This window comes from Candidatus Photodesmus anomalopis, from assembly GCF_000731785.2.
Taxonomy (GTDB): Bacteria; Pseudomonadota; Gammaproteobacteria; order Enterobacterales; family Vibrionaceae; genus Vibrio; species Vibrio anomalopis.
Genome location: NZ_JGVJ01000010.1, coordinates 286,025 through 304,177, shown reverse-complemented (window position 1 = coordinate 304,177; position 18,153 = coordinate 286,025). Strand labels below are relative to the sequence as shown.

Below are 18,153 nucleotides of genomic sequence, written 5' to 3'. Positions count from 1 at the left end.
AAAAAAATAATGTTCAATCGAAGCTCCAAGTTTCACGTAAACTCACAGTTCGGTTAAATACTAATGATTGAGGTTTTGAATGTTTTGAATCTAAGCAAAAATAGCCAATGCGTTCAAATTGAAATCTTTGCCCTGGTTTCGCTGTAGCTAAACTAGGTTCAACAAAGCCTTGTACTTTACATAGAGATTTAGAATTAATAGCATTAATAAAATCATCAACAGAATCTGGATTAGGAATCGTAAATAGATGATCATATAATCGAATTTCAGCAATTAACGCTTTATCAGCTGATATCCAATGAATTACCCTTTTTACTTTACGTTTATTTGGATTTTTACCTAAGCTATCCATATCATAACTGCAGTAAATAGTAGTAATTTTACCTTGCTTATCTTTTTTTATACCTTTAGCGCGAATAATATAAGAACCACGTAATCGAACTTCTTGACCTAATACTAAACGCTTATATGTTTCAGTTTCTATTTCACGAAAATCATTGCGTTCGATCCAAATAACACGACCAAAAGGTACTTCACGAAAACCCATTTCAGGCTTATTAGGATGATTTCTAATTAACAATGTTTCTGTATTTTTTTCATTATAGTTTTCAATAATTACTTTAACAGGATTAAGAACAGCCATTACCCTTGGTGTGGTTTTATTCAAATCAGCCCTAATACAAGATTCTAAAGAACTAAATTCAATCATATTTTCTTGTTTAGTTACACCAACACGCTGACAAAAATCTCGTATGGCTTTTGCTGTAAAACCACGACGGCGTAATCCAGAGATTGTAGGCATCCGCGGATCATCCCATCCTTCCACTAAATTGCTTTTAACTAATTGGTTTAACTTGCGCTTTGACATTATAGTATATTGTAAATTTAATCGACTAAATTCATACTGATTAGGTCGACAAGTAATTGTAATATTATCTAATATCCAATCATATAAACGACGATTATCTTGAAATTCTAAAGTACAAATTGAGTGAGTGATCCCTTCTAATGCATCAGAAATACAATGACTAAAATCATACATAGGATAGATACACCAATTATTACCAGTTTGTTGATGTCTGATAAATCGAATACGATAAAGAACTGGATCTCGCATTATGATGAAAGAGGAATTCATATCAATCTTGGCACGCAAACATGCTTCACCTTCTTTAAATTTTCCAAGACGCATTTTTTTAAATAAATCTAAATTTTTCTGAATGCTTCTAGAACGATAAGGACTAGGTTTACCTGGAGAACTTAAAGTGCCTCGATATTCACGAATCTGCTTAGGATTTAGCTCATCAACATAAGCTAAACCCTTGTTGATTAATTCTATCGCATATTTATAAAATTCATCAAAGTAATTAGAAGAATAATGAATATCCCCAGACCATTTAAATCCTAGCCAAATCAAATCATTTTTAATTGATTTAATATATTCAAGATCTTCTTTTTCAGGATTAGTATCATCAAAACGAAGATTACATTTACCTAAGTAATCTTTAGCAATACCAAAATTTAAACAAATAGACTTAGCATGACCAATATGAAGATAACCATTAGGTTCAGGCGGAAAACGAGTATGTATGCTCTTATGTATGCCATTTTTTAAATCATTATCAATAATCTGTCGAATAAAGTTTGATGGAACAACTGATTCCTTATTATTTATCATAAAACCTCATATCTCTAGTTATATAACTTAAAAATAAACTTAATCGAATCAAAATACACATTTATGTATAACACATTATATAGTTAAAGCAAATCTGACAGAACAAGAAGATTAAATATTTTTATACAATCTATTTATAGATTAATATTTAACATACTAAACAGACCAGTTTTTTTAAAATGCCATATATAATTTATCCTAATTTTAGCTAGAATAATACAAACTATGTTCTTAACTCCTTACTTCTCAAATTACAATCAACAGTTTAAGTTTACCCGTAAACAAGCAAGTTACTTCGCTAAAAAAGTTGCTGGTGATTATAATCCAATCCATGATGAACATAATAAACGTTTCTGTGTTCCTGGAGATTTACTCTTTGCAGTTTTCTTACAAAAAAAAGGGATCAGTCAAAAAATGCGTTTTGATTTTGCTGAAATGGTTAATGATAGAATTGCATTACAAATTGAGAATAAATCAGAACAAAAAAAGTCTGTTGTTGATAAAAACGGTAAAGAATATTTGCATATAACCCATGATGGGAATATTAATTATGACGAAAAATTAATTGAATGTTTAGTGGTTGATTATGTACAATTTTCTGGTATGAGCTTCCCAGAAATTATGGTGCCACTGATGGAAAAACAAAAAATGATGATTAGCTGTAACCGACCATTAGTCATTTATGAAAGCATGGAAATTGAGTTTAATCATTTAAATCTTATTCAACCAAAAGTTGAATTCTTAGACGCCACCTTTGACGTAGTAGGAAAAAGAGCTTTTATAACACTAAATTTTATCTTTAAAGAAAATAAAATTATTGTAGGTAAAGGTATTAAACGTATGATAGCAGGAGGTCTTAGACCTTACGTAAAAAAAGAAGTTGATGATTTAATTAATCATTTCAATAAACGAAAAGACATTTTTTTATCAAAACTAGCTGCTTAGCTATAAAGTTTCCTTAATAAAAAACAAGAATAAGATTTCATTAGTAGCAGAATAAAATCTGTTTAATATTCAAAAAAAATCTTCTTTACTAAGGATTAAGGATAGTAAAGGTGTTTAAAAACCAATTGTTAACAATTACTCATGATTTTCCGATCCGTACTGATAAACCAATATATAATGGGAAAATTCGTTCAATATATTTCTTAACTTCAGAGGATAGCAAACGCCTTATCAAACAAAAAGAATACAATATTTCTCCTGATTCATTGTTAGCCGTCATGATAGTTAGTGATAGGATTTCAGCATTTGACTGTATTTGGCATACTAAGGGAAGATTGAACGGAATTCTAGGTAAAGGAGCTGCTATTAATAGTATTTCTAAATATTGGTTTAAAGTATTTAAAACAAACGGCTTAGCTGACAATCATATTGTAGATATTCCACATCCTTTAGTTTGGATTATACAAAAGACCAAGCCTATCATGATTGAGGCAATCTGTCGTAAGTTTCTAACAGGCTCAATCTGGAGAGATTACAAACAAGGGAAAAGAAAATTTTCTAATCTTATTCTACCAGAAGGTCTGAAAAAAAATACAGAATTACCAGAAATTATCATTACACCATCAACAAAAGGAATCCTCCGAGGTATTCCTGGAGTTTCTGAAACTACAGACGCTAATATTTCTCGAAAAAATATTGAAGACAACTTTAATTTATTTAATTTTCTAAAAATAGAAGATATCACAGAATATGAAAGACTTTCAAAAAAAGGTTTTTCTATCATTAGTAATAAACTAAAAACCATTGGACAAACTTTCATTGATACTAAATTTGAATTTGGTTACATAACTAATACTACTGGTAAGAAAAAACTAATTTATATAGATGAAGTGGGTACACCAGATTCTTCTCGTATTTGGAATACTCAAGAGTACAAAATTGGAAATATTATTGAACTATCAAAAGAAAAATTTCGCCAATTTTTACTTGAGTATATTCCGGATAGCGATTTATTATTAAATAAAGAACGAATAGTGGAAAGACAAAAAATAGCATGTAATAGCAAGTTACCAAGGAATATTTTATTAAAAATATCAGATCTTTATCTAAATGCTGCTGAAATTATTACTGGACAAGCTATTTCTCTAAGTAGAAATCCAAAACAAGAAATTCTAAAAATATTAGATGAAGAGTACCATCTTATTAAATAAGACAAAACAATTTTTTAATCAAAAAGAACAGAACTTCATTTCATCTTATCTAAAAAAATATCTAGATAGTCTTCTTCATCATCAGAGTAATCATTAATTTTTATTCCAGATTTAAATGTTTGATTTTGCAGGTACATTTCTCTAAATAATATATATGGATCCAGTGAGTTTTTCAATTGAATTTCTTGAGATGATAAAGAAAACCTAGATTCCATGTATTCAAAAAACATCTTTAAGTAAAAAATACTGTTTATATAGAATAAGGGGGGATATAGAAAATCGACTAAGTTTGCAATTTCTCTTGGAATTAATGGTCCATAAAAAGGTAACATTAAATAAGGACCATTCTCCAATCCATAATAACCGAGAAAATGACTAAATTTCTTATGAGAATAGCTATTTATACCTAATAATGAAGCTACATCAATGCAACCTAGCATACCAAATGTGCTATTTAACAAAAACCGATTAAAATGATGTAAAGATTTTTTCGGGTCCTGCATTAAAAGAGTATTAATCATACTGGAAGGTTCACTTAAATTACCTAAAAAATTTTTGATACAACTTCTAATTGGAATAGGAACTTTACTAATATAGAAAAATGATACAGGATAAAGAATATATGGATCTAAATAATCATAATTTATTTCCCATATAATACGATTTAAGTCCTCTAAAGGATCTTTATTGTTATTTTCATTGATTCTAGTTGAGATTGAACAGCCTACTGACGAAGCTACAAAAAAAAGTAAAATTAAAGCACGTATCATATAAGTTATCCACAGAGTGTTTAATATTTAAAAAATTATAAAATTACTCTACCTATAATCTTATGGGCTTAATAAAAGCTAACCTGAAAAATTATTGTTTTTTTTCAAGAGTATCAAGAATTCTATAAGCTTTATTTTTTTCTACAATATTCTTTGAAAATATTAATGCTTGTGCATAACCTCGTTGTATATTTGGATTCTCTGGTTCTAAAGAATAAGCTTTTTTCATCGCAAGAATGGCCATATTTATATCTTGATTAGCTAGTCCAATAAGACCTAGTAATAACCACCCTAGTGAATCTGCTGGTTGATAATGTAACCGAGTTCGCAGAGCTAGTATTAAATCTAATCTTTCATCTTTAGTTAATACTATCTTCTCAGATAGTATTAACTTATTAGATAATTCAGGCAATTTACTGCTTACATCTTTCCAATGTAATACTTTATAAAATGCACCAAATTTCATATAAACCACATAAGAACATATAACCATTAAAATAATGGATAATGAAAACATAGTAATAGAAAATGATGGAGTCAAAGATTTTTGTTCGTCTGATTTTATTTTAACGATATTATCAAGAAAGGATTGTTTAAGCTCTACAATAAGCTTTTTCTTTTCTCCAACTAATCCTGCTTCTATTTCTTTTTCAAATTCATGAAGATTTTTTTTATAAAAAAATTTATTTACTTCACTAGGTAATAATACAGAATGGTTGCTTTTTTTTCTAATAACTGAAAAAAGCAAAATAAAACAAATGAATGAAGTAAGTATCACAGAAACTAACAAAAATAATCCCATTAACGCTTACTCCTAAAATCTCCTTCATCAAGCAGTGCTTGAAGTTCAGCTTCTTTTTGAAAATTCCATTCAATTAAAATACGGTCATCCTTCCTATTTAAAATAATTATTAAACCCAAAAAAATAGATAAAATCGGAATTCCCCACAATAAAAAAGTTGCCCATGTTAATGGAGGATCATAAGTAATAAAATTACCATAACGAACAACCATGTAATCAAGAATCTCTTGATTAGATTTACCTTCTATTATCATTTTATAAACCTTTTTTCGTAAATCCTTTGCAATTTCTGAATTTGAAGTATGAATACTATTATTAGGACATTGAGGACAACGCAGTATGTTATTCAGCTTTTTAAACTGGATTTTTTGATTTAAATTATCAAACTTATAATAGTCTATATTAGCATCAACAGTCATAGAAATTAATATAGCCAGCAGTAATAAAAAAGTTCTTTTCATCATTTTAATTCATCAAGCAAGCTAATATAAATTGGCTTTAACATTTTATTCCAAATATTCGGATCAACTTTACCCACATAACGATAACGAACAATAGCTTCTTTATCAATCAAGAAAGTTTCAGGAGCTCCATAGACACCTAGATCAAAACCTAATACATTGTCCCAATCAAAAAGATTTATAACATAAGGATTACCAAATTTATTTAACCACTTTATCGCTTCAGAACGTTTATCTCTATAATTAAGACCAATTATTTTAACACCTTCATTTTCTAATTCATGCAAATACTGATGTTCAGAATAACATGTAGGACACCAAGTAGCCCATACGTTTAATAGTGTAGGTTGCTTACCTTGAAAAATAGTCTCATTATGAAATTTACCAAGTTCAATCACATCTTCTAAAATAAATGATGGGATTTTTTTACCAATTAGCATTGATTCTAGTTGAAAAGAATTTTCTCTTTCTGAATCATAAAATAATTGAATAGAAAATATAAAAACCAGTCCTAAAAATCCTATCAATGGAATAAATAGAATTAACTTTTTCATTTATCTCCCCAAATTAAATTTATGAAAACTATAACGATTATCACTAATAGCTATTAGTCCACCGAATGCCATAAACAATAATCCAATCCAAATCCAACGGATAAATGGTTTATAAGCTACATGAATAGACCATGAATTATTATCTTCTAAAGGTTCACCCATAGCTATATATAAATCGCGTGTTAATCCCCAATCAATTCCTACTTCAGTCATCATTAAACTAGAACTAAAATAAATTCGTTTTTCTGCCTGTAAAAGAGTGAGATATTGTCCATTTTTAATAATTTCAAAATCTGCGATATAACTGCTATAGTTAGGTCCGTTTGTATTTCTTAACCCTTTGAAATAAAGATGATAATCTTGAATTTGAAAATACTCACCTGGTGCTAACCGAATATCATGTTCAATACTGCAATTCTGAACTACTGCAATACCAATGATACTTAATGATAAGCCTGTATGGGCAAAAAACATAGCCCAATAACTAGCTCTCAATTTTAAAAAACCTTTTAAAAAATTATTTCGATATGTAGAACGCTCATATAATCCAATACAATGCAAAATAATTATCCAACATGCCATCACCAGTCCAATAAATAATATACCGTTGAAATTATTGTCTAAAACAAATACTACTACTGCTGATAAACCTAAGGATAATAGCCCTGATATTACCATTGGTTTTATAAATTTTTGAAATTGATCGCGTTTCCAACGAATTAATGGCCCTATCCCCAATAAAAATGAAAATGGAAGCATTAACCAGAAAAATATAGTGTTAAAGAATGGTGTACCAACTGAAAGTGAACCTAAACCAATCTGCTTATGCACTAACGGCAATAATGTACCTACAAGTACAACTAATAATGCTGTAATAAGAAAAATATTGTTTCCTAATAACGCATTTTCCCGAGAAACTAATGCAAAAGTACCTGTTGAACGTATTCTTTTTACTCTCATGGCAAATAACAATAAAGAACCACCAATAACAAAAATTAAGAAACTAAGCATAAATATACCACGCGATGGATCAGCAGCAAATGCGTGTACAGACATTAAGATACCTGATCGTACTAAAAATGTACCAAGTAGACTCAATGAAAATGTAAATATTGCTAATAATATTGTCCATTTTTTAAAAGTCCCTCGTTTTTCTGAAACTGCAAGCGAATGCATCAAGGCTGTACCAGATAACCAAGGCATCAGAGAAGAATTTTCTACTGGGTCCCAAAACCACCAACCACCCCAACCAAGTTCGTAGTACGCCCACCATGAACCTAATGCAATACCTAACGTCAAACATAACCATGCTGTGATTGTCCAAGGACGGCAAAAACGAATCCATACCATATCTAAATTTCCCGTCATTAAGGATGCTATAGCAAATGAAAAAGCAACAGAAAAACCAACATAACCCATGTATAACATAGGAGGATGCACAATTAATCCAAAATCTTGAAGTAATGGATTAAGGTCATTCCCATCAATTGGGAAAAAAGGCAATGTACGTATAAAAGGATTTGATGTGACTACTATAAACAATAAAAATCCAAAATTGATCATTCCCATGACAGCTAGAACACGAGATATTAATTCTTGTGGTATAGAACGATTATATAGTGAGACTGCTGCAGTCCAACCAGATTGAATCAATACCCATAATAATAATGAACCTTCATGTGCACCCCACAATGCACTTAATCGATAATACCAAGGTAACTGCGTATTTGAATTCATTGCTACATAAATTAAAGTAAAATCATTGGTATAAAAGGCCCATAGTAAAATTAAAAATGCAATTAATAACAAGAAAAACACAGCAAAAGACAAAGGCTTAGCAGAATACATTAAAATAACATTATTTCTTGATGCACCAATCAAAGGAATAATACTTAATAATACGGTTATGCTTAATGCAGAAATAATAGAAAAATGACCAATTTCTACAATCATTTCATACTTACCTGTTTATCTGAATGCTGAATAGGTTTATGGGTCTTCTTCATCGATTCTGCTTCTCCAAATGGCATATATTCTTCATCATGTTTAGCTAATACTTGAGAGGCTTTAAATGTGCTTGAATCTAAAAGAAAACCCTGTGCTACAATTCCTTGACCTTCACGAAACAAATCTGGCAAAATTCCATCATATAAAACGACTATACTTGAATTCATATCATGCAATCTAAAACTTACCTGCAAAGAATTTGAATCACGATTAACAGAACCATTAAGAACTGTACCACCAACACGCAATCGTTGTCCGATTTTTGGTTTGGCAAGACTATGACCTTTTCCGTAAATTAATTCTGTTGGGGTATAAAAAAAATCTATATTTTCCTTTAGTGCATATAAAACTAAACTTATCATTCCAGCAATACTAGTAAACATTAAAAATATTAAACCTAATCGTTTTTTATATTTAGAATTCATAAAATATTCTCAATATTTGTTTTGCAATTATAAAGTTGAAGTTTTGTTTGCATTTCAATTAATAAAAAAAACCCCTTTCTAATACTAACAAACAACAAAATAAACATAGAAAGAAAAGTTATCCCAAAAGCAGTCCAAACAGATGTAGCATATCCCCCCATAGCTAATAAATCAGCAAATGAATCAAAATACATAATTAATTAATCTCCTTAACTAAATTAATTACTCTCAATCCTTATACTTTATAACCCATGATCCATAAACGATGGAGTGCTTTACGAAGAATTTCATTGCGCATTCGGATCATAGTAAGTAAGCCATAAAAAAAAGCAAAACCAAAAATATTTAAAATAAGTGGCCAAAGCATATCATTTGAAATTGAAGGTTTTTCAAATTTTGTAAGAGTAGCTCCCTGATGTAATGTATACCACCATTCAACAGAAAAATGAATTATTGGTAAGTTTACTACTCCAACGATTGCTAAAATACTAGCAACTTTAGATGCTATTTCATGGTTATCAAATGCATGGTAAAGAGCAATAAAAGCTAAATAGAAAAGGAAAAGAACGAGTTCAGAAGTAAGACGTGCATCCCATATCCACCAAGTTCCCCACATTGCTTTCCCCCAAACTGAACCTGTAAATAATGCAATAAAAGTGAATACTGCACCAATTGGTGCCATTGCGCAAGCTGCCATATTTGGTAATTTAATTTGCCAAATAATTCCAATACAAGCAAGAATTGCCATTGACATATACACACCCATAGATAAAATTGCTGCAGGAACATGAATATATATAATTCTAAATCCATTACCTTGTTGATAATCTGAAGGAGCATATGCAAGTCCCCAAACCGTTCCAATAAAAAGAAATAAGAATGTTAATATTGAAAATAAAGGAATTAATTTTCCACATAATTCATAAACATACTTTGATTTTTTACAGGAATGAATCCATACTAACATTATATATTTTCTCACTTTATGTTTTGAAAAATATAGCTAACCTTCTCCACCTATTCGTAAAGATAGGCTAATGACTAATGGTGTAAATGTTATACTACCTAATAACATTGCACTCAATATTGCTAACTGGGCATTATAAGATATTCCTAAAGATGCAGAATTAATCGCTGATGTAGTAAAAATCAATACTGGTATACTTAAAGGAAGAACTAATAAACTAAGCAATACACCGGTCCCTTTTTGCAAAGTAACTGTTAAACTAACACCAATAGCACCAATAAAGTTAAGAGTAGGAGTACCGATTAATAAAGTTAAAACAATAGCAAGCCAAACGTTATAATCAATTGAAAAAAAAACTAATAATAAAGGACTAATTAATACCAATGGTAAAGAACTCCAGATCCAATGAGCCATCACTTTTATGATTATAATCAATGGTAATGGTATAGGCGTGAGCATTATTTGTTCTAATGAACCATCTAAAAAATCATCTCTAAATAAACGCTCGAGAGATAAAAAAATTGATAATAGTACCGATATCCAAACAACACCTGCGATAGTATGAGAAAGAAGCAATAATTCTGGACTAAAACTTAAAGGGAATAGAACAATAATAATAATAAAAAAATATAAATGGTTAAGTATATCAATTTTACGATGAAAAATTATGAAAAATTCACGACGAATAAGTGCACACATCGCTAGGAACATTACTTATTATTACCTAATTTGATTTTTCTTAACTTTATATTATTCCTAAATAGATTTTGATGAGTGGTCAAGATAATAATACCACCATTTTCTATATGTCTTAGAAATAATTCTTGAAAAATGTTTATTCCTTGCTGATCTAGATATATCATAGGCTCATCTAAAATCCAAAGCTTTTGCTTACTTAATAATAACCTCGCAAGTGCCACGCGACGCTGCTGACCAAAAGACAGTTGAGCGACAAGAGAATTTTCATTCCCAGATAAACCAGCTTTCATTAAAGAATAGTAGATTTCTTTTTTAGTATTAGAAGTAGACTGGGTGATGTTTTGATAGAAACTAAGGTTTTCAAACACAGTAAGCTCCTGTTTTATGCCACTTTTATGACCGATAAACAGTAAGTCTTTATAGAAAAGATTTCTATTATCTTTAATATTATTACTATTCCAGTATACTTCCCCATCTTCACAAGAAGAAAGGCCAACAATAATACGTAAAAGAGTTGTTTTTCCTACACCGTTTCTACCTTCTATTTGCACAAATTCGCCGAAGTTTATTTGAAAAGAAATAGATCTAAATAAAACCCTTTCATTACGGATAGCAGTTAAATATTTTGCTTCAAGCATATGATTAATATCAAAGTAAAATAGTTTTATATTATATATATTACATATCTGGAGTGGTTTCTAAAGGTGGAATTTTTTCTTTACCCGTCAATTTTTTTTGTAAAGACATCATCAACTCAGCCTCCGCTTTTGGTAACTCACATTCTTCAATTAACTCACGTAACCCTGCTCCAAGCTTCAGCATTTTAGAAGCCCTGGTATAAAGACGACTACTAGTATCTGTTTTTTCTAATTCAAATAATCTTTCATTAATATGCTTAATGGAATCTCCTTGCTCATTTACCCTTTTCCCAATACCTATGATTATTGAACGTAATTCTACAAGTTGCTTACCACTCTTTCTAAGACAATTCTTTAATTCTCCTATTTCTTGCTTTTGTTTCTTTATTAAAGATGAAATTCTAATTTGAAAAAACAAAAAAACAAAAAACAAAAAAATAAAAAAACCAAGCAGACTAAATAAAGATTGAATTATCATTATACATGAGCCAATTCATTCCATTCTTCATCTGAAAGCAGTCTATCAAGATTAACTAAAATAAGTAACTCTCCATGACGATTACTAACCCCTTGTATAAATTTAGAACTTTCATTAGTACCAACACTTGGTGTAGTATCAATCTCAGAAGAACGCAAATATACAACTTCTGCAACACTATCAACTAAAATTCCAACCACTTGAAGTTTAGATTCAATCACAATAATACGTGTATTATCTGTAATTTTACCTTCCATTAAACCAAAACGAGAACGTGTATCAATAACAGTCACTACATTACCACGAAGATTAATAATACCCAATACATAACTAGGTGCACCTGGTACTGGAGCAATTTCAGTATGACGTAATACTTCGCGTACTTGCATTACATTAACACCATAAGTCTCTTTTTCTAATCTAAATGTAACCCACTGAAATACTTGATCATTAGTTTTATTATTCTGAACTTTAATATCATTAGATTGAGACATGAATTTTCCTTTTCCAAATCGCGACGAACTATAAAATATAACTATTTATCTCGAGCTTTTATCTCTTTTTTCAAATTAAGCATAGATACTAACGGATCTACATAAATTAAAGCACACATCTTTTCTTTCAGTATGCCTGCAATCCAAGGAAGCTTCCCTGATTTTTGATACCAAGAAACTTTACTTGTATCCAAAATTTCATTACTTTCTAATCTACTACTTGCTAAACACCAAACACTGTCACCAAGCATCATGATATACCTGTATTGATATTTCAATTCTTTATTATTACTACAAGTCAACTTTCTGGATGATAAATTAAGCAACTTAGCAGTATCAACAACATCTAGTTTAATATTTTTACTAACTTGTACTCCTAAGTACCAATTTGGAGTGCCTATTACACGATTTAATTTACCTATTGGATAAATTCCTCCTAATTCATCTAAAGGAACAGCTAAAGTTATACCATTAACCTTAAAATAAAGAACTGGAAAATTATTAATTCGCTTAGCATCTTTTTGATAGGATAAATGATTAAAAACAGACGTACTTTTTAATTTTTTCGATTGAAATTTGCTCTGTTGAGATGATCTGTCAAAATTATTATGAGCAATATAATCTGATTCTAATTGCTTTAATAACTTATTAAGGTGGTCAGTATGTTTAGAGTTTGTACTCTTAAGGTTAAAATAGTTCTTGCTTAATGAAGTTGTCTTTAATAACTGTTCAGAGGAAGATTGAAAATCTTCTGTAGATAGTATTTCATCATCATTAAGTAGTTCTTTTATATAAGCATCAAGAACTGTTTTACTAGAAAATTTTTGATGATTGTTACTCATTAAGATTTAGTCTCTCAAGATATAATAATAGCTCTTTATAAGCAAGTACTCCCCGACTAGATGGATAACAGTGAGATATTGGTAAATTTCTTACGCTAGCATCTCTAAATTTAGTATCAATAGGAATAGCAAAATTCCAAACTTTTCTAATGTATACTTTTTTGAGTTCATTTAATGTTTGAAAAGAAGCAAGTGTCCGTTTATCATACATAGTTGGTACAATAGTTATTTTAAAACTCTTCCTACAAGTTTTTGTTATAATTTCCAATGTATGAAGCATATATTCTAACCCTTTCATAGCTAAAAACTCTGTTTGAACTGGCACTAATATCCGATCACTTGCTACTAATGCATTAACCATCATAATACTGAATATAGGAGGACAATCAATCATGACATAATCATAATGCTCATTTAAAGTTGATAAAGTTTTTTTTAGAATTAAACCTATTCCACCCTTATTTCCCATTGCCCTGTCTAATGTTGCTAACGATATATGACCAGGAATTATGTCAATTCCTATAATATTTGTTTTAATAATTGTAGAAGATATTTTTTTTGGGTTAAAATTTTTTAGTTGAAATAATTCAAATAAACTTGAATTAATACTATTAGTATCATAACCAAGATATGATGTTAAAGAGGCGTGAGGGTCAGTATCAATTAGCAAAACCTTACGATTTTTCATACTTAATAAACCTGCTAAAGTTATAGCAGTAGTAGTTTTCCCTACTCCACCTTTTTGGTTTGCAATACACCAAATAATCATTATTAAAAATTTATATCATACCTAATTCAATAAGCATTCGAGTAGCTATAAAATCTAGTGGTAAATTTTCAGTTGAAATTCCGGCTTTTGCTACAGCTTGAGGCATACCATATACTACACAACTTTCTTCATCCTGAGCCCAAATTGTAGCACCAGTTGTTTTCAATATGCGTGCTCCTTCATAACCATCTACACCCATACCAGTTAATAACATTGATAATACTTTACCAGAATAAACTTTGGCAATGGAACTAAAAGTAATATCAACACACGGTTTATAATTCATTTCTTCTTTGCCACTAATAACTTTGACTTTAGCACATCTAGGATTTCCATCAAGTAACATTTGTTTTCCTCCAGGAGCTAAATAAGCTATTCCTGGACAAAGCAAATCACCATGTTCTGCCTCTTTAACTTGAATTTTACATAATGAATTCAAACGATTAGCAAATGTTGTAGTAAATGAAGCTGGCATATGCTGAACAAGAACAATAGGATGAGGATAATTTGCTGGTAATTTAGTAAGAATTTTCTGTAAAGCTATAGGCCCCCCAGTTGATGTGCCAATTACAGTTAATTGATATATTTTACCAGGTGATTTCATAAAAGGATAAAAAGTCTTTGTTTTTGATACTAATGATGACGAGAATACGCTAGAATGGCTTATTTTGTTTTTTCTATAAGAAATTTGGATAATTCGATTTTGAATTATATCGACAGTTTTATCATAATTTCGAGTAATATCCCAAAAATTTTTAGGTAAAAAATCCAATGCACCAGCATCTAGCGCATCTAAAGTTGCAGTAGCTCCCTTATAAGTCAAAGATGAAAACATAAGAATAGGAGTGGGACATTCTGCCATAATTTCTTTTACAGCAACTATTCCATTCATTACAGGCATTTCGATATCCATTGTGATAACATCTGGTTTAAGAAGCTTTGCTTTTTCAATAGCATCTTTTCCATTAACAGCAAGACCAATAACTTCTAATCGGGATCCTGAATTAATAATTTCAGTTACTCGACGACGAAAAAAACTAGAATCATCAACGACTAATACTTTGATTGACATAGTACCTCTTAAATTTAAATTTGAAAAACAGATGCATATTGCTTTAATAAATCAGGAATATCTAAAATCAATGCAATATTGCCATCACTTGCAATAGTTGCTCCTACTACACCTGGAGTTCCTTGAAGTAAACTATCTAATGGCTTAATAACTACTTCTTCTTGTCCAATTAAAGTATCTACTACTAATCCAACAGGTTGAGTACCAATTTTCACAATAACGATATGTCCATATTTTTTATTCAAAGTAACTGGCATTACTTTAGGAACTAACCAACTACGCAAATAAAATAATGGAATAGATTTATTACGCACAACAATTGTCAATTGACCATTAACAACATTAGTACAAGTTAAATCTAAATGAAAAATTTCATCTATATTTGTAAGTGGTAATGCAAATGAATAACCAGCAACTCCAATAATTAAAGTAGGTAAGATAGCTAACGTTAATGGGACACTAATTATAATTTTTGTCCCCCTCCCTATCTTAGAATCAATATTAATAGAACCATTTAATGCATTTATTGCAGTTTTCACGACATCCATACCAACGCCACGACCTGAAATATCTGATACTTCGTCTTTACTTGAAAAGCCAGGCATGAAAATTAAATTAAAACATTCTTTATCGGTCAAGCGAGATGCAGTAACTTTATCTAAAAGATGACGTTCAATTGCAATAGTACGTAACTTATTAGGATCCATACCAATACCATCATCAGTAATAGAAAGTTCAATATGATCTCCTTCTTGTGAAGCTGAAAGAATAATTTTACCAGTAGGTACTTTCCCTAAAGTTATACGATCCTTTGGAACTTCAATACCATGATCAATAGAATTCCGAACTAAATGAATTAACGGATCAGATAATGCTTCAACTAAGTTTTTATCTAATTCTGTATTTTCACCAATCATTTCTAGAGCAATATTTTTTTTTAAATTACGAGATAAATCACGAACTACTCTTGGGAATCGAGCAAAAACTTTTTTAATAGGTTGCATTCGGGTTTTCATTACAGCACCTTGTAAATCTGCTGTAACAATACCTAGATTAGAAATAGCCTTAGATATGTCTTCATTATTATCGTGTAAAGCTAAGCTTGATAAGCGATTACGTACAAGAACTAACTCACCTACCATATTCATGATGCTATCAAGTGTTAAAGTATCTACACGAACAGTTTTATCATTAGATTGCTTTGTGTGAAATTTTAATATTTTATTAGTAGATTCAGATATCTCTTCTTTACTAGGAACTAAGAGTTTTTGATTTACAACTGGAGATGCTTTTTTAGAAGATGGACCTTTGCCAGAACCATATAATTCATCTAATAATTGTTCAAATTCATTATCTATAATTTCGTTTTTTTTTTCTAGCTCACTATCATTAGATGATATTGCATTTAAAGAATCAGTATTTTCACTGTGCAATTCATTCAAGAGCTTTTCATACTTTTCCTGAGATATATCATCAAGTGTTCCACTATTTGTAATCTGTTTTTTTTCTTCTAGTTCTGAACTACCAACATGAGATAATTCATTTAATAATTTTTGGTTGACTGCAATTAATGGCTTTCTGTTCTTAATACAATCAAATTGTTCATTTATAGCATCCAGTGTTTTTAAAATAGCATCGATTACACTGGAACTTACCAAATATTTCCTATTTCTTAATGAGTCAAAAATATTTTCAGCTCTGTGACAAAGATCTACAAATTCTGTTAAAGATAAAAAGCTTGCACCACCTTTAAGTGTATGAAAATTACGGAAGATTGAATTAAGCAATTCATCATCATCAGGTTTTTTTTCAAGTTCAATTAATTCTTGAGATAATTGTTCAAGTATTTCCGAGGCTTCTATTAAAAAATCTTGAAGGATATTTTCATCTAAATCGTAAGCCATAATTACCTCTAAAAACCAAGGCTAGAAAGCAAATCATCTACTTCATCTTGCGAGGTAAGTATATTAGCTTGTTGATCAGATTTTATAATGGAGTCTTTAGAATCTTTTAATGCTTTGTTTTTATTCAGTTTTAATGTTTGTGCATTTTTATTACTAGCAAATATAGTCAATATATCAACTAATCTTTTTTCTACTTCATTAACTAAAGCAATTACATGACGAATAATTTGACCTGTTAAATCTTGAAAATCTTGAGCTATTAATATTCTATTAAGTTGCTTTTTTAATTCAGAACTATTACTTTCAACATAAAATAAAAGTTTATCAAGCTTATGACATAGTGCTTTAAATTCAGATAATTTTATCCTTCCATGCATAAGTTCATTCCATTTAGGAAGAATTTCAATGGAATCATTATAAAATTTTTCTGCTATAGGCATACATAGATCAACAGCATTCATAGTTTTGTTTGCAGCTATTTCTGTTTTTTCAATAATGTATAGAAGTCGTTCTCTTGCATCAGGAATTTTATCATCAGTAATTTTTCTAATCCGTTCATCAAAACTAAAATGATTGAGAGAATCATGCAAATCCCTAGTTAATGTTCCTATATGTTTAAGCATGACATGCTCACTGTTTTCATAAATATTTTTTAAAAATATATCAGCTTTTTCTTTCTGATTTTGTTCAAGCAATTCAACAAGTTGCTTTGCCTGTTCTAATGAAATCATTTTAATTAGCCTTCTTAATTTCCTCAACTAAGAGTTGATATAATATTTTCTTATAGACGCTCAAAAATTTTTTCTACCTTTTCTTTAAGCGTTGCTGCAGTAAAAGGTTTAATAATATAACCATTTACTCCAGCCTGTGCTGCCTCAATAATTTGTTCACGTTTAGCTTCAGCAGTAATCATTAAAACTGGAAGATGTTTAAGTTGAAGATCAGAACGAATATTTCTTAAAAGATCAATTCCTTGCATACCTGGCATATTCCAATCTGTTACTACGAATTCAAAACCACCTTTCTTTAACATAGGCAAGGCAGTTAAACCATCATCCGCTTCTTGGGTATTATTAAAACCTAGTTCACGAAGTAAATTTTTAACGATACGACGCATCGTTGAAAAATCATCAACAATAATAATTTTCATGTTTTTATTCAAAATTTCCTCCAATACATTTAGGCACTAGCAATTATAATTCGTATTCTATAAATAGATTAAGTATTTAACCGATACGAAATTCACTTCACCCAATCATTTTTACAAATTCTTTTAAGTTTAAATTTTAATCATAATAAAACGATAGAACTCGACTTTCATATTCTGGCAACATTTGTATTGAATTTATTAATATTTGATGAAAGAACACATTCACAACACCTTTAAATAAAGTATTACCCTTACATTCTTTTATTGAAGCTATATATTTATCACTC

At 29.9% G+C, this 18,153-nt stretch carries 21 protein-coding genes; 2 read left to right on the top strand and 19 right to left on the bottom strand.

Annotated features, from left to right (window positions below; all coding sequences use genetic code 11):
• Positions 1-13: 13 nt before the first annotated feature.
• Complete coding sequence (gene glnS / locus CF66_RS01980) at positions 14-1,678, bottom strand: glutamine--tRNA ligase (protein WP_034411386.1); 1,665 nt, start codon at positions 1,676-1,678, stop codon at positions 14-16.
• Between the two features lie 225 nt (positions 1,679-1,903).
• Between glnS and CF66_RS01975 the strand changes: the two genes are divergently transcribed.
• Together CF66_RS01975 and purC are read left to right on the top strand one after the other, a co-directional pair.
• Entirely contained in the window at positions 1,904-2,623 is a 720-nt protein-coding gene (locus tag CF66_RS01975; RefSeq protein WP_016503485.1) for a DUF3581 family protein, read from the top strand.
• A gap of 110 nt (positions 2,624-2,733) precedes the next feature.
• Positions 2,734-3,834 (top strand): phosphoribosylaminoimidazolesuccinocarboxamide synthase, encoded by a 1,101-nt coding sequence (gene purC / locus CF66_RS01970; protein ID WP_034411383.1) that lies wholly within the window; start codon positions 2,734-2,736, stop codon positions 3,832-3,834.
• A gap of 35 nt (positions 3,835-3,869) precedes the next feature.
• On the opposite strand, the gene CF66_RS01965 is transcribed toward purC, so the two are convergent.
• From CF66_RS01965 to cheY, 18 genes are all read right to left on the bottom strand, one after another.
• Positions 3,870-4,604, bottom strand: a complete 735-nt coding sequence (locus tag CF66_RS01965; protein WP_016503487.1) for an MlaA family lipoprotein — start codon at positions 4,602-4,604, stop codon at positions 3,870-3,872.
• Between the two features lie 91 nt (positions 4,605-4,695).
• Positions 4,696-5,406 (bottom strand): c-type cytochrome biogenesis protein CcmI, encoded by a 711-nt coding sequence (ccmI, locus tag CF66_RS01960; RefSeq protein ID WP_052541659.1) that lies wholly within the window; start codon positions 5,404-5,406, stop codon positions 4,696-4,698.
• A complete protein-coding gene (locus CF66_RS01955; protein WP_034411381.1) occupies positions 5,406-5,870 on the bottom strand; it encodes a cytochrome c-type biogenesis protein in 465 nt (154 codons plus the stop codon). The genes ccmI and CF66_RS01955 overlap by 1 nt, the downstream gene beginning before the upstream one ends.
• The gene (locus CF66_RS01950; RefSeq protein ID WP_016503490.1) at positions 5,867-6,421 is read right to left on the bottom strand and encodes a DsbE family thiol:disulfide interchange protein; all 555 of its coding nucleotides are present in this window, start codon (positions 6,419-6,421) and stop codon (positions 5,867-5,869) included. The genes CF66_RS01955 and CF66_RS01950 overlap by 4 nt, the downstream gene beginning before the upstream one ends.
• Positions 6,422-8,374 (bottom strand): heme lyase CcmF/NrfE family subunit, encoded by a 1,953-nt coding sequence (locus CF66_RS01945; protein ID WP_034411379.1) that lies wholly within the window; start codon positions 8,372-8,374, stop codon positions 6,422-6,424.
• Positions 8,371-8,853: a cytochrome c maturation protein CcmE gene (gene ccmE, locus CF66_RS01940; RefSeq protein ID WP_034411377.1), complete on the bottom strand. Its 483-nt coding sequence runs from the start codon at positions 8,851-8,853 to the stop codon at positions 8,371-8,373. Before ccmE ends, CF66_RS01945 begins: the two co-directional genes overlap by 4 nt.
• Complete coding sequence (gene ccmD, locus CF66_RS01935) at positions 8,850-9,047, bottom strand: heme exporter protein CcmD (protein ID WP_016503493.1); 198 nt, start codon at positions 9,045-9,047, stop codon at positions 8,850-8,852. Before ccmD ends, ccmE begins: the two co-directional genes overlap by 4 nt.
• A gap of 41 nt (positions 9,048-9,088) precedes the next feature.
• Entirely contained in the window at positions 9,089-9,820 is a 732-nt protein-coding gene (locus CF66_RS01930) for a heme ABC transporter permease (protein ID WP_016503494.1), read from the bottom strand.
• 36 nt (positions 9,821-9,856) lie between these two features.
• Positions 9,857-10,531, bottom strand: coding sequence for a heme exporter protein CcmB (gene ccmB / locus CF66_RS01925; protein ID WP_034411376.1), 675 nt, complete (start codon positions 10,529-10,531; stop codon positions 9,857-9,859).
• Positions 10,531-11,157, bottom strand: a complete 627-nt coding sequence (ccmA, locus tag CF66_RS01920) for a cytochrome c biogenesis heme-transporting ATPase CcmA (RefSeq protein WP_016503496.1) — start codon at positions 11,155-11,157, stop codon at positions 10,531-10,533. Before ccmA ends, ccmB begins: the two co-directional genes overlap by 1 nt.
• Positions 11,158-11,197: 40 nt before the next feature.
• A complete protein-coding gene (locus tag CF66_RS01915) occupies positions 11,198-11,635 on the bottom strand; it encodes a DUF2802 domain-containing protein (RefSeq protein ID WP_016503497.1) in 438 nt (145 codons plus the stop codon).
• Complete coding sequence (locus tag CF66_RS01910; RefSeq protein ID WP_034411375.1) at positions 11,635-12,129, bottom strand: chemotaxis protein CheW; 495 nt, start codon at positions 12,127-12,129, stop codon at positions 11,635-11,637. The genes CF66_RS01915 and CF66_RS01910 overlap by 1 nt, the downstream gene beginning before the upstream one ends.
• A 41-nt stretch (positions 12,130-12,170) precedes the next feature.
• Positions 12,171-12,971, bottom strand: a complete 801-nt coding sequence (locus tag CF66_RS01905) for a chemotaxis protein CheW (protein WP_016503498.1) — start codon at positions 12,969-12,971, stop codon at positions 12,171-12,173.
• Positions 12,964-13,740, bottom strand: a complete 777-nt coding sequence (locus CF66_RS01900; RefSeq protein WP_034411373.1) for a ParA family protein — start codon at positions 13,738-13,740, stop codon at positions 12,964-12,966. Before CF66_RS01900 ends, CF66_RS01905 begins: the two co-directional genes overlap by 8 nt.
• 10 nt (positions 13,741-13,750) lie before the next feature.
• Complete coding sequence (locus CF66_RS01895) at positions 13,751-14,812, bottom strand: protein-glutamate methylesterase/protein-glutamine glutaminase (RefSeq protein ID WP_034411372.1); 1,062 nt, start codon at positions 14,810-14,812, stop codon at positions 13,751-13,753.
• A 14-nt stretch (positions 14,813-14,826) separates the two neighbouring features.
• The gene (locus tag CF66_RS01890; protein WP_034411371.1) at positions 14,827-16,716 is read right to left on the bottom strand and encodes a chemotaxis protein CheA; all 1,890 of its coding nucleotides are present in this window, start codon (positions 16,714-16,716) and stop codon (positions 14,827-14,829) included.
• A gap of 8 nt (positions 16,717-16,724) precedes the next feature.
• Positions 16,725-17,447 (bottom strand): protein phosphatase CheZ, encoded by a 723-nt coding sequence (locus CF66_RS01885; protein WP_016503502.1) that lies wholly within the window; start codon positions 17,445-17,447, stop codon positions 16,725-16,727.
• A gap of 50 nt (positions 17,448-17,497) precedes the next feature.
• Positions 17,498-17,866 carry a chemotaxis response regulator CheY gene (gene cheY, locus CF66_RS01880; protein ID WP_034411369.1) on the bottom strand — a complete coding sequence of 123 codons (369 nt, stop codon included), beginning with the start codon at positions 17,864-17,866 and terminating at the stop codon, positions 17,498-17,500.
• Positions 17,867-18,153 lie beyond the last annotated feature (287 nt).